The following is a 12,757-nucleotide window of genomic DNA, read 5'->3' as shown; positions in this document are numbered from 1 at the left end:
ATCTGGGTGCCAACTGCAACGATCAGTGCAGCTCCTTGAAAAACCTGCCGCATGGTCATGTCCTTTGTTAAACGATCATCTATCCCCGTCTTGGGGATGCGGGCCTATGCGCTCGTCATAAACCTGTAACAATCGCAAAGCGCGGCATGCCGATTGCACCAAATGCAACAGTGATGTTACTTCAAAGCCACGATCATCGCCTGGGCCGCTGCCGGGTTGCGTTCCTTCGCACCGCTGATGAAGAAGGCGAAGACATCACCCTGCCCGACCCGTGCCTGCAACTGACCGGCCCAATCCGCGATAGCCGCTGGAGGATAGCCAGCCACTTCCTCGGCCTGCGTCCGCATCAGTCGCAGATAGGAAAAGCCGACATCATGCCCATGGATTTTGGGATAGCTGTCATGATCGGCCTGCACGACCGCGACACCTGCGTCGCGCACCATCGCCAGAAAGGCAGGATCGTCGAAACTTTCATGCCGCACCTCGACTGCATGCCGCAATGTTACACCAGCGACGCTGGCGGGTAGCAAACGGAGGAACGCGCCGAAATCATCGGGATCAAACCGTTTGGTGGGCATGAACTGCCACAGGATCGGCCCCAGCCGGTCGCCCAGTTCGACTATGCCCTGGCCGGTGAATTTCGCGATGGATTCTCCCGCGTCGGCCAGCACCTTACGATTGGTACAATAACGTGACGCCTTGACCGCGAACTGGAACCCGTCCGGCACGGCCTTCGCCCAGCTCGCGAAGGTCGCGGGCTTCTGGCTGCTATAATAGGTCGCGTTGATCTCCGTCGCGGTCAGATGCGCACCAACATAGGCCAGTTCGTCTTTCTGCCGTAGTCCGGCCGGATAGAAATTGTCCCGCCACGGTTCATAGACCCAGCCGCCGATGCCTACTCTGATCCGACCAGCCATATTCTCATCCTCCTCCATTTTATGCTGATCGCTTCCACCGATCAGTGCCAGCGGAAAAAGCGGTTGGCCTATTTTGCGAATAGTTCTTAACTGGGTCGCAACAAGGAGCATCCCCATGTCGCTAGACCTGATCAAAACCGGCACCTATCTGAGCATCCATCTGACGGTCGGTTTTACCGTCGCCTATCTCATGACCGGATCGATAGCGCTGGCGGGTGGCATTGCGCTGGTCGAACCGGTCATCAATGCCGTCGCCTTTTTCTTCCATGAAAAGGCGTGGAAGAAAATCCAGGCCCGCCCGCCGCGCGAAACATATTCGGTGTCGCGGTACGATCAAGCGGCCTTTGCCTGATCCTTACTTTGTCGGCTTCCGCAGGCTGCCTATCAACCAGCTTTACGCCGCCTGTAGGTTTGGCCTTGCCGTCCAGCCTTTTGGCATGGTGAATGACGATCGGCTTGACGATCATTTGCCCGCGCATCGGCCCAGTCCCGCAACAAGTCGGCACGGCGAGGATCTTCTTCACGACGTCCATCCCCGCGACAACATGGCCAAAGGCGGCATAGCCGATATAGCCGGGCCGAGCGTCCATGGTGGGGGTCGGGCCAACGGTGATGAAGAAATTGCCCATCGCCGAATTGGGCCGGTTCGGCCGCGCCATGGATAGGGTTGCGTCAAGATGTCGGATACCCGTCTGGGTCGTCGGCTCATGCACCACCGGCGGTAAGGACCGGCGCGCATCGCTGTCGATCCCGCCCTGGATCAACCCAAGTGACGGCGCGGCTTTTCGCCGCGCCGCGCGATAGAAAGTGACGCCATCAAACCGACCGTCATCCACATAGGTCAGAAAATTGGCCGAGGTGCGTGGCGCGCGTTTCTGATCCACCGCGACGATGATCGTCCCAACCGAGGTTTCGATCGCGACACGGGTATCGCCTGAGGTCGGCCGTTTGGTTGGCAGTGCCGCAGCCATCCCTGAAAAGGACAGCAGCGCGAGCACCACCAAGCCGGCTAACCTAAAGGGTCGGACAATCATGCCGATCGGCCTACCGTTCGATCACCCGACTGGCAACGCTCAGGCCGCCCGCGCCTTGAGCAATTTATCGATGGTCAGGGGATAGTCGCGGATGCGGATACCGGTCGCATTATAGATGGCGTTCGCTACCGCTGCGCCAGCCCCGCAAATCCCGAGCTCGCCCACGCCCTTTGCCTTCATCGGCGAGCTCTTATCGTCCAATTCTTCGATGAACAGCACGTCCTGCTCGGGGATATCGGCATGAACCGGCACCAGATATTCGGCCATGTCGTGATTGACGAAAAAGCCAAAGCGGGTGTCGACGTCCAGCGCCTCCATGAGGGCCGACCCCGCCCCCATCGTCATCGCGCCGATGACCTGACTGCGCGCGGATTTGGGGTTGAGGATGCGTCCTGCGGCAAACGCACCGCCCATGCGGCGGATACGCACTTCGGCCGTATCGATATCGACGCCGACTTCACAGAAATGCGCGCCGAACGTCGCCTGCGCATAGCGTTTGTCGAGATCGCCGAATTCGATACTGTCCTCGGCCCATACGCCCTCACGTCCAGCGAGCGCCGCCAGCGTCTGGGACTTGTTCTCATGGCGGATGAGGCCTTCCTCGAACTCGGCTTGATCGACTGGATAGCCCGCCTTTTCAGCCAATTTCGCGCGCAATGCAGTGGCGGCGGCATAGACGCCTGCCGTCGAGCTGTTCGCACCCCACTGCCCGCCCGAACCGGCCGACACAGGAAAGCGGCTATCGCCCAGCCGAACGGTGACGGCGTCCATTGGCACGCCCATCATCTCGGCCGCCGTCTGGGCGATGATCGTATAGCTGCCGGTGCCGATGTCGGTCATGTCGGTTTCGACGATCACCTGCCCCTTGCCATCCACACCGATCCGCGCGCCCGACTTGCCGACCAGATTGTTGCGGAAGGCCGAAGCGACGCCCATCCCAACCATCCAGCGTCCGTCGCGCACCTGACCAGGCTTTGCCTGGCGCTTGTTCCAGCCGAAACGCTCGGCCCCGGCGCGCATGCACTCCACCAGCTTGCGGCTGGAGAAGGGCCGCTGCGTGCCTGCTTCGGGATCATATTGCACATCGTTGCGGATGCGTAGTTCGACCGGATCGACGCCGCAGGCTTCCGCCAGTTCGTCCATCGCGATTTCAAGCGCAAGCAAGCCGACCGCCTCACCCGGCGCGCGCATCGCATTGCCTTCGGGCAGATGGAGCGTCGCCAGTCTATGCGCCGTCATCCGATTGGCACCGCGATAGAGCAGCCGCGTCTGCTGCGCCGCCGTCTCCGGCCCGCCGCCGGGCAAGTCGCCCGACCAGACTTCATGGCCGATCGCGTCGATCACGCCATCCTTGTCCGCGCCGATACGGATGCGCTGGATCGTCGCAGGGCGATGCGTAGTGTTGTTAGGGATCTGATGCCGCGCGAGCGCGACCTTGACCGGACGCCCGACCTGCCTGGCCCCCAACGCTGCCAGCAGCGCGTCGGCGCGCAGAAACAGCTTGGCCCCGAAGCCGCCACCAATATAGGGCGACACCAGCCGGACATTCGCCTTGGGAATGCCCAATGTCTTGGCGACATCGCCTACAGTCCAGGCGATCATCTGGTTGGACGTCCACAACGTCAACTTGTCGCCATTCCACGCCGCGGTGGAGGCGTGCGGTTCCAGCATGGCGTGGCTATGGTCGGGGGTGGTGTATTGATGGTCAATCGTGACCGCTGCTTTGGCGAACGCGCCGTCGAAATCCCCGACTGCCGTATCCGGCGATCCGCCAAAGCCGCCTTCGGGTGGCTTGACCGCATTGGCCCGCTCGGCGGCCAGGTCGAACTTTCCGCTTTCGCTCGTATAATCGATCCGCACCAGTTTGGTCGCGTCGCGCGCATTTTCGAAGCTGTCGGCGATGACCAAGGCAACCGCCTGATCATAATGATCGATCTGCGGCCCACCCAATAGAGGCGCCGTATTCATGCTGCCCTTATTCAGTTTGCCGGCATTGGCGTAGGTGACGATACCCAAAACGCCAGGCGCAGTTTCGGCCGCGCGCAGGTCCATGGCCGCGATGCGCCCCTTTGCAATGCCCGATCCTACCATCCAGCCATAAGCGGCATTGGGCGCGGCATCATGTCGCTCATAGGCGTAGGGAGCCGTGCCGGTCACCTTGGCAGCGCCGTCGATCCGGTCATGGGCCTTGCCCACGACACGGCCTTTGTCGATCGGGTTCAACCCGGCGGGCGTATCGAACTTCATGCCCGTGCCTCCTTCTGCCGATACAGCGACGTCAGTGTTTGCTCCACCAGCTTCTTCTTGAAATCATTATGGTGCGTCGTGCGGGCACCCGTCAGGGCTGCGTCCGCGACTGCCTTCGCGCCGGACCCCGCGGCCGCATCCGCATCGGGCGTGCGCCACGGCTTTGCGCCGATACCGCCAAAGGCAAAGCGCGACGCGCCATTCTTGCCGAACACTGCCGCCACCGACACCAGCGCAAAGGCATAGGAGGAACGGTCGCGCACCTTGCGATAGACATGGGTGCCGCCGATCGGCTTGGGTAGGGTGACCGACGTGATGATCTCTCCGGCTTTCAGCGCCGTTTCAATATGGGGTGTGTCGCCAGGCAGAAGGTGGAAATCGGCGATCGGGATCGAGCGGGTCGCACCGTCCGCACCGACGGTATCGACCGTCGCGTCGAGCAAGCGCATCGCCACCGCCATGTCGCTGGGATGCTGGGCGATGCACGCATCGCTCACGCCCAATATCGCCAAGTTGCGGCTCATGCCCTGCAGTGCCCCGCAGCCGCTGCCCGGCTTGCGCTTGTTGCAGGGCATGCGTGTATCGTAAAAATAGGGGCAGCGGGTGCGCTGCAGCAGATTGCCCGCCGTGGTCGCCTTGTTGCGTAGCTGGCCGGATGCACCCGACAGCAAGGCGCGGCTCAACACGCCATAATCGCGCCGCACCGCCTTCTCGGCGGCGAGGTCGGTATTGCGCACCAGCGCCCCGATGCGCAGCCCGCCGTCGGCCGTCTTCTCGATCTTGTCGAGGCCCAGCGGATTGACGTCGATCAGATGGGTCGGCGTCTCGATCTGGAGCTTCATCAGGTCGAGCAGATTGGTGCCGCCCGCGATGAAGCGTGCGCCCTGCGTCGAGGCGGCCATCTGCGCCGCCTCCTGCGCGCTGGTCGCGCGGCTGTAGGTGAAGGGCTTCATGCCTTGGCTCCCCCGGCAACGTCATTCATGGCAGCGATGATATTGGGATAGGCAGCGCAGCGGCAGATATTGCCGCTCATCCGCTCGCGCAGTTCGGCATCGGTCAGCGCCACCTTGTCCAGATCGTCGGTGACATGGCTGGGGATGCCCGCTTCTATTTCTTCCAGCACGGCGACGGCCGAGCAAATCTGGCCCGGCGTGCAATAGCCGCATTGATAGCCGTCATGGGTGATGAAGGCGCGCTGCATCGGGTGAAGCTTGTCGGGTGTCCCCAGCCCTTCGATCGTCGTGATCGCCTCACCATCATGCATGACCGCCAGCGTCAGACAGCTGTTGATGCGTCGCCCTTCGACGATGACCGTGCAAGCGCCGCACTGGCCATGGTCGCACCCTTTCTTGGTGCCGGTCAGGTGCAGATGCTCGCGCAGCGCATCCAGCAGGCTGGTCCGGGGATCGAGCTGCAAATGCGCCTCGCGCCCATTGACGGTCAATTCCACCGGGATCATCGAAGTTCCTTCGCGGGAGGAAGCGGCGACAGGCTCTGCCGCCTGCGCGCGGGACAGAAGCGTGGTTGCCGCTGCTATGGTGGTTCCACCGCGCAGCATGCCGCGGCGCGTAATCTGATCGGACGGCATGGCAGTCCCTTTCTTCTGCTATCGGCTGTCATACGAAGGGCGGCGATAAATGATCCCTGCCGATGCAGGAAATATGATCGACAAGGTGCGGCAGCGCAAGCGCACCTATTGCCAGGGCGGCAGGACCAGCGTGATAGCCGGACAGCGAGTCGTACAATGGTTTCACATTTTTGCGCTGGAGGGCGCGGGGCGGCCGAGGGCGTCGAACGGGACGAAAGTGGCGGAAAACCAGGCTTTTCGGCACTTGCAGCAAGGAATTTCATATTTGTGCAATTCTCCCCTTGCCGATCCCCAAAAGCGCTGCTAGTTCCCCGCCACCCGCCGAGAGGGACACATCCTCCGGCCGCCAGAGCGGGCGTAGCTCAGGGGTAGAGCACAACCTTGCCAAGGTTGGGGTCGAGGGTTCGAATCCCTTCGCCCGCTCCAGAATTCATAGATATATCAATGGGTTCTGGGGCACTTGGGGGAATTTCTCCAATTCTTGCAACGCTCGATACGCACACGCGATGAAGGCCCACTATGCGCCGAACCTGTTCGGTGGCAGCACGCGAATGGCCGGTCCGACTTAGGACAGAGGCCATCGGCTCGAACATCAAGCCAAAGCACGAGAGCCGCTAATCGGGTGTCTGACGTCGCCAAAGTAAAATGGGCGCTCATCCTTTTCATTGCACCCGCCATATGATGTACGTCATGCCATTATGATGATGGATGGGATAGTAGAGATCGGCCCGCTGGCCATGGCCACAGATCGACTTATGGCGATCGCCGCTATCTGGGGCTTCGTGGCGATGGCGAGCCTGATAGCAGCGCGGCTGGATGGCCGTGCCAATCGAGTTGGATGGATCTCGCTGCTGCTTGGCTTCGTCGGGGCCAGAATGGGATTCATCCTCGCAAATATCGATGCCTTCATGGCCGATCCATGGACCATGGTGGCAATCTGGCAAGGCGGCTTTTCCGCCCTGACCGGAATCATCGTCGCGGCGATCACGATCGCCATCATGCTGGGCCGCAAACCGGCTGGCCTGGCGTTGATGGCGACGCTGACTGGCCTTGCTCTGCTTCATGCGGGCGCAGTCGAACTGATGCGGCCTCAGCCGCGGCCAATGCCACAGCTGGCCCTGACCACCCTGTCTGGCGACAAGATCGCACTGGGCACAGCGGGGCGCCCGATGGTCATCAACCTGTGGGCGACCTGGTGCCCGCCCTGCCGCCGCGAAATGCCCATGTTCATTGATGTCGCGCAGGGTTCGAACATTCCGGTGCTGCTCGTCAACCAGGGAGAAAGCGCGGCCGCGATCCGTGCCTATTTGAATCAGCAGGGGTTCGCCGATAAGGGAATCGTGACCGATGTGGCCGGAATTTTGGGGCGGACCATCGCCTCCCCTGCCCTTCCCACCACCTTGTTCGTGAACGAAGCAGGCGACATCGTCGATCTTCATGCGGGTGAGATTTCCCGCGCCGCGCTGACCGCCGCGATCCATGATCTGCAAAGGACATCATGACATGAACCGCGTCTCCATGGGGGTCTCCTTCGTCGGCGTGACCTGTTCAGCATCAATCGCCTGCGTCGCAATGACCCATCCGACCGTTTCGAGGATTAGGCTGAATCTGCACGGCTCTCCTCGCTCGCTCCTCTATGTCGCCGATCGCGTTTCACAGGCGCGCGCATCGATCCTTTGTTTTGCGTTGTTGCTTTGCGGGTTTCTCCTGCCAATCCCTGCCGGTGCCCAGATCAGCGTATCCCCACCTGCGGCAGAAGCGCCGCAGCCGCAAATGTCGATCGCGACGCGCGCGGATGTAACGTCGGACACCGACATTCGAGAACGTATCCGCAGCATATTCTCCGAAGTCGGGGGTTTGCGGACCATCGGCGTCCGCGTTTCGGCCGGCGTTGTGACCTTGACCGGATCAGTCGCGACAACCGATGATGTCGAGAGTGCGGGCGCGATTGCCGCGCGGGTTGCAGGCGTCGTCACGGTCCAGAATGAGGTGACGCGCGATCTGCAGGTCGACAGTAACCTGACGCCAGTCCTCGATAAATTTGGTAATGATCTTCGCGGCCTGGTGCGCGGCCTGCCGCTTATCGGGGTCGCGCTCGCCATCGCCCTACTGATCGGCGCATTTGGCTATATGCTGGCATCCTTTGGGGCCTTATGGCGCAAAATTACCCCCAACGCCTTTCTTGCCGAATTGCTGGCCACACTGATCCGCTTCGTCTTCATCGTGCTGGGCCTGGTGTCGGGATTGGAAGTGCTCGGCGCGACCGCGCTGCTTGGTGCGGTATTGGGCGGCGCGGGGGTTATCGGCATCGCGATCGGATTTGCCGTTCGCGACACGGTGGATAATTATGTCTCCAGCCTGATGCTCAGCCTGCGCCAACCGTTTCGCGCCAACGACCATGTCGTGATCGAGGGCAATGAAGGCCGGGTGGTCCGCCTGACCAGCCGCGCGACGATCCTGATGACGCTGGATGGCAATCATCTGCGCATTCCGAATTCGACCGTCTTCAAGGCCGTGATCCTGAACTACACGCGCAACCCCGAACGCCGGTTCGAATTTGATCTGGGCATCGACGCCGAAGACGATCCTGTCGATGGCATGGCCGTCGGCCTGGCGGGGATGCGCGGCATTGGCTTCCTCCTCGATACGCCCGCCCCCACCGCGATCATTTGCGAAGTAGGCGATTCGAATATCGTACTGCGCTTCTTCGGCTGGGTTGATCAGACGAAAACCGATTTTCTCAGCGGCCGTAGCCTAGCGCTCGATACCGCCAAGCGCGCCCTTGAAGATGCGGGCTTCGCGTTGCCGGAGCCAATCTATCGCCTGCGCTTCGATCAGGCCTCGCCCTTTGCAGCGCCGCAAACGGCAAAACCGGTCGAGCGCGATATCGCAACACCCGTCCGTCCTCCGCGCGACCGGGTCGCGCAGGACACGCTACCCGACGCGCATGTCGCAAAACTGGTTGATGAAGAACGTGCCGAAGCCAAGGCTGGCGATTTACTGGACGATCGTCGCCCGATCGAATGATCAGTGCGTCGATTGGCCGGGCACCGTTCCGATCGCGGAGCGAACAGAGGCGTCATGCGCAACGGTAGGTTTTCCTACCACAGAACACCGCGCGCGGGCTTTAACGGGTCCGGTGCGGGGTCGCCGATCGACTGGAGCAGGTCGATTTCGATCGTGCGGCACATGGCGCTCATCGATACGTCATGAACGGTGTTGGCGAAGGGGTCGACCAGATCGTCGCCGATGCGCAGGACCGCCAGGAACATGAGGCCCGCCATGGTCGAACCAAGCGGCGTCGCGAGGCCCAGCGTCTCGACCAGACCGATCGGCAGAAAGATGCAGAAAATGTGGGCGAACAGCGTCGGCAGATAGCGATATTGGACCGGCAGTGGCGTGTTCTTCAGTCGCTCCATCCCCCCTTGCGCATTGGCGATGTCCACCAGCACCGCCTCCATCTGCGTTTGCTGGATCGTGTCGATCCAGCCTGCGCGCCGCGCGATGTCGATCCGGCGACCGGTGCTGTCGAGAAGGCCATTGGCGACATTGATGCGCGCGAGGGCCAGTTCCTTATCCTTTTTCTCCAGAAAGCGGGTTACGTCGTCGTCGAGAGGCTGCCGCCGCAATTGGCAGCGTAGCGCATTCACATAGGCGATCTGCCGCTTCACGATCTCGCGCTTGAGATCGCGCGCCTCGGGATCGGGCAGGAAATTGCGGGTTGCGCGCGCGAGGCTGCGCGACGCGTTGATCATCGCACCCCATAGAGTGCGGCCCTCCCACCAACGTTCATAGGCCGAGTTGGAGCGGAACCCCAGGAACAGCGCCAACGCAGACCCGAAAATGGTGAGCGGCAACGAGGGTGCCCGGAACGGCAGGACATAATAAGTGAGCGTGACGACGCAGTCCCAAATGAACAAGAGTGTCAGCGGTTTCCACACTTCGGATGCGATGCGGCGCATCGAGGGAACGGGGTCGACGATCATGCAGGTCTCCGGGAGATTGGACCGGGCCAACGCGAGACACGTGCAAAGGCTCCGTCGGTGGTAAAGGATCGTGAAACTTGCAGCCTTGTCGGACCGTTGCTGAGAAGGGTAGCCAGAAGGAACCACCATTGACCGGCACGACGCCTGAAACAAGAACTGAAACCGGTCAGAAAACGGCCGCTGTGTCGTTGCAATGGCAAATGCTGGCCGGGTTCGGCATCGGACTGCTGTCGGGGCTGGTCATTTACATGGTCGCGCCCGATGCACGATGGGTCGATGGCGTCGTCACCTATGTGACCGCGCCGATCGGGCAGATTTTCCTACGGCTGTTGTTCATGCTGGTGATCCCGCTGCTGGTATCGGCACTGATTGTGGGGATCGCCGAAATGGGCGAAATCCGGGCGTTGCGGCGCATAGGGCTTCGCACCCTGATCTACACGTTTGTCGTGTCGGCCATCGCGGTGGCCGTCAGCCTGTTGGTGGTCGATCTGTTGCAGCCGGGCGCAGGCATCGACCCGGCGGCAGCGCGGGCGATGCTAAGCGATGCGGGGCCTGGCGCGCAGGCGATATTGAGCCGGGGCAATGACGCGCCGCAGGGGATGGCCGCCTTCATCGCAATCGTGCCCGACAATGTCGTCACAGCCATGGCAGGCAACGACATATTGGCGGTGATGATCTTTTCCCTCTTCTTCGGCATCGGGCTGGTGCTGGTGCGGACGCCACAGACGCAGATGTTGCTGACGGCGATGGAGGGCGTGCTGGCGGTGACGATGCGGCTTATGGGGCTGGTCATCCGCCTCGCCCCGATCGCCATCGCCTGCTTCATGTTCAACCTGGCGTCGCAATTTGGCTGGGACTTGCTGATCCGGTTGTCGGCCTATGTCGGCGTCGTACTGCTGGCGCTCGCGATCCAGATGTTCGGGGTCTATTCGCTGCTGATCGCCTTCATCGCCAAACGCTCGCCGCTACGCTTCTTCGCCGATGTGCAGGAGGCGACGGTCATGGCGTTTGCCACTGCTTCCTCCAACGCGACGCTGCCGACCGCGCTGCGCATCGCGGAGGACAAATTGCACCTGCCGCGCCGGATCGCACGCTTCGTCCTGACGATCGGCGCAACCGCCAACCAGAATGGTACGGCGATGTTCGAGGGGATCACCGTGATCTTCCTCGCCCAGTTTTTCAGCATTGACCTCAGTATCCCGCAGCAGGTCATGGTGATGATGATGTGCATCCTGGGCGGCGTCGGCACGGCGGGCGTGCCGGCCGGATCGCTGCCGGTGGTGGCAATGATCCTGGGGATGGTGGGCATACCGCCCGAAGGCATCGGGCTGGTGCTGGGCGTCGATCGATTGCTCGACATGTGCCGCACCGCGCTCAACGTCACCGGCGATCTGGTCGCGGCGACGGTGATCGCGGCAGGCGAGGAGGAAGCGCCGGTCTCTATCTGAGCTTGGCGATGTTCAGCCCGTCTTCCTTGGCGCGGGCCTTGGTCGATTCCTCGGTCCGGGTCAGCGCCTTGGCGATCGCCTTCAACCCCATGCCCTTCTTGGCCAGCGTGTGCAGCTTCTGGATTTCGTCCTGGGTCCAGGCTGCCGGTGCCGTTCGAACTTCTCGCCTGCCATCGCCTTTAATCCGCGAAGGGATCACGCACGAGGATGGTATCCTCGCGCTCGGGACTGGTGGATACGAGCGTGACCGGGCAGCCGATCAACTCTTCGATCCGGCGAATATATTTGATCGCCTGCGCGGGCAGTTCGGCCCAGCTGCGCGCGCCCGCCGTGGTGTCGTGCCAGCCTTCGATGCTTTCGTAGATTGGCTGTGCCTTGGCCTGATCCTGCGCATGGGCGGGCAGATAGTCGAACGTCTGCTCGCCAATCTTGTAGCCGACGCAGATTTGCAGCGTGTCGAAGCCGTCCAGCACGTCGAGCTTGGTGAGCGCGATGCCTGTGACGCCCGATACCGCGACCGACTGGCGCACCAGCACGGCGTCGAACCAGCCGCAGCGGCGCTTGCGCCCGGTCACGGTGCCGAATTCATGGCCGCGCTCGCCCAGCCGCTGGCCGGTGGCGTCCTCCAGCTCGGTTGGAAACGGGCCGGAGCCGACGCGCGTAGTATAGGCCTTGACGATGCCCAGCACGAAGCCAGCCGCATTGGGGCCAAGGCCGGTGCCGCTCGCTGCCGTCCCCGCCACCGTGTTGGACGAGGTGACGAAGGGATAGGTGCCATGGTCGATGTCAAGCAACGTGCCCTGCGCGCCTTCGAACAGGATGCGCTTGCCTGCCGCCTTGGCGCGGTTGAGCGTCAGCCAGACCGGCTTGACGAAGGGCAGAATGAAGTCGGCGATTTCGGTCAATTCCGCCATCAGCGCGGCGCGGTCGATCGGCGGTTCGCCAAAGCCGGTGCGCAGCGCGTCATGATGGGCGGTCAGGCGGTCAAGCTGCGGGCCGAGGTCGTCGAGATGCGCGAGGTCGCACACGCGGATGGCGCGACGGCCGACCTTGTCCTCATAGGCCGGGCCGATGCCGCGCCTCGTTGTACCAATCTTGCCGGCACCGCTGGCATCTTCGCGCAGACCGTCGAGGTCGCGGTGGAAGGGCAGGATAAGCGGGCAGGTTTCGGCGATCTGGAGATTGTCGGGCGTGATGGTGACACCCTGCGCCGATAGTTTCGCGACTTCATCGCGGAAATGCCAGGGGTCCAGCACCACGCCATTGCCGATGACGCTGAGCGTGCCGCGCACGATGCCCGATGGCAGCAGCGAGAGCTTATAAACCTTCTCGCCGACAACGAGCGTGTGGCCCGCATTATGACCGCCCTGGAAGCGGGCGACGACATCGGCGCGCTCCGACAGCCAATCGACAATCTTGCCCTTGCCTTCGTCGCCCCATTGGGCGCCGATTACGGTTACATTTGCCACAGATACAGTCCTCCGCCCGCCGCGCGGACCGGCCATGCCCTTCGACGGGACTCGGCATGCCGGTGGGA

10 protein-coding genes, 1 tRNA gene and 2 pseudogenes are annotated in these 12,757 nt (G+C 62.3%); 5 read left to right on the top strand and 8 right to left on the bottom strand.

Annotated features, from left to right (window positions below; all coding sequences use genetic code 11):
• Positions 1–176 precede the first annotated feature (176 nt).
• The gene (locus BF95_RS04420; RefSeq protein ID WP_043149727.1) at positions 177–917 is read right to left on the bottom strand and encodes a DUF72 domain-containing protein; all 741 of its coding nucleotides are present in this window, start codon (positions 915–917) and stop codon (positions 177–179) included.
• A gap of 115 nt (positions 918–1,032) precedes the next feature.
• Here BF95_RS04420 and BF95_RS04415 point away from each other — a divergent pair, with 115 nt between their 5' ends.
• A complete protein-coding gene (locus BF95_RS04415) occupies positions 1,033–1,269 on the top strand; it encodes a DUF2061 domain-containing protein (protein ID WP_043149658.1) in 237 nt (78 codons plus the stop codon).
• Between the two features lie 3 nt (positions 1,270–1,272).
• Here the strand turns inward: BF95_RS04415 and BF95_RS04410 are convergent.
• The 4 genes and pseudogenes from BF95_RS04410 to paoA all read right to left on the bottom strand — a co-directional run bounded on the left by BF95_RS04410 (position 1,273) and on the right by paoA (position 5,786).
• A pseudogene (locus BF95_RS04410) lies at positions 1,273–1,888 on the bottom strand (peptidylprolyl isomerase).
• 102 nt (positions 1,889–1,990) lie between these two features.
• Positions 1,991–4,198 carry an aldehyde oxidoreductase molybdenum-binding subunit PaoC gene (gene paoC, locus BF95_RS04405; RefSeq protein ID WP_043149657.1) on the bottom strand — a complete coding sequence of 736 codons (2,208 nt, stop codon included), beginning with the start codon at positions 4,196–4,198 and terminating at the stop codon, positions 1,991–1,993.
• A complete protein-coding gene (locus tag BF95_RS04400; RefSeq protein WP_043149655.1) occupies positions 4,195–5,151 on the bottom strand; it encodes an FAD binding domain-containing protein in 957 nt (318 codons plus the stop codon). Before BF95_RS04400 ends, paoC begins: the two co-directional genes overlap by 4 nt.
• Positions 5,148–5,786, bottom strand: coding sequence for an aldehyde dehydrogenase iron-sulfur subunit PaoA (gene paoA, locus BF95_RS04395; RefSeq protein ID WP_043149653.1), 639 nt, complete (start codon positions 5,784–5,786; stop codon positions 5,148–5,150). Before paoA ends, BF95_RS04400 begins: the two co-directional genes overlap by 4 nt.
• A gap of 351 nt (positions 5,787–6,137) precedes the next feature.
• Here paoA and BF95_RS04385 point away from each other — a divergent pair.
• The 3 genes from BF95_RS04385 to BF95_RS04375 all read left to right on the top strand — a co-directional run bounded on the left by BF95_RS04385 (position 6,138) and on the right by BF95_RS04375 (position 8,813).
• Positions 6,138–6,212 (top strand) — tRNA-Gly (locus tag BF95_RS04385).
• Between the two features lie 272 nt (positions 6,213–6,484).
• Positions 6,485–7,288 carry a prolipoprotein diacylglyceryl transferase family protein gene (locus tag BF95_RS04380; protein WP_051519845.1) on the top strand — a complete coding sequence of 268 codons (804 nt, stop codon included), beginning with the start codon at positions 6,485–6,487 and terminating at the stop codon, positions 7,286–7,288.
• Between the two features lies 1 nt (position 7,289).
• Positions 7,290–8,813, top strand: a complete 1,524-nt coding sequence (locus BF95_RS04375; protein WP_235209557.1) for a mechanosensitive ion channel domain-containing protein — start codon at positions 7,290–7,292, stop codon at positions 8,811–8,813.
• Between the two features lie 74 nt (positions 8,814–8,887).
• On the opposite strand, the gene BF95_RS04370 is transcribed toward BF95_RS04375, so the two are convergent.
• The gene (locus BF95_RS04370; RefSeq protein ID WP_043149651.1) at positions 8,888–9,772 is read right to left on the bottom strand and encodes a bestrophin family protein; all 885 of its coding nucleotides are present in this window, start codon (positions 9,770–9,772) and stop codon (positions 8,888–8,890) included.
• Between the two features lie 200 nt (positions 9,773–9,972).
• Between BF95_RS04370 and BF95_RS04365 the strand changes: the two genes are divergently transcribed.
• Entirely contained in the window at positions 9,973–11,220 is a 1,248-nt protein-coding gene (locus tag BF95_RS04365; protein ID WP_152542559.1) for a dicarboxylate/amino acid:cation symporter, read from the top strand.
• On the opposite strand, the pseudogene BF95_RS04360 reads toward BF95_RS04365, so the two are convergent.
• Positions 11,213–11,394 (bottom strand): annotated as a pseudogene (locus BF95_RS04360) (hypothetical protein). The gene BF95_RS04365 and the pseudogene BF95_RS04360 sit on opposite strands and share 8 nt — an antisense overlap.
• Before the next feature lie 5 nt (positions 11,395–11,399).
• Positions 11,400–12,689 (bottom strand): adenylosuccinate synthase, encoded by a 1,290-nt coding sequence (locus BF95_RS04355; RefSeq protein WP_037474785.1) that lies wholly within the window; start codon positions 12,687–12,689, stop codon positions 11,400–11,402.
• Between the last annotated feature and the right edge of the window lie 68 nt (positions 12,690–12,757).

The organism is Sphingobium sp. Ant17 (assembly GCF_000588875.1).
In the GTDB taxonomy this organism is placed as follows: Bacteria; Pseudomonadota; Alphaproteobacteria; order Sphingomonadales; family Sphingomonadaceae; genus Sphingobium.
Note: the sequence above shows the minus strand (reverse complement) of the source record. Positions and strands in the feature narration are given on the sequence as shown.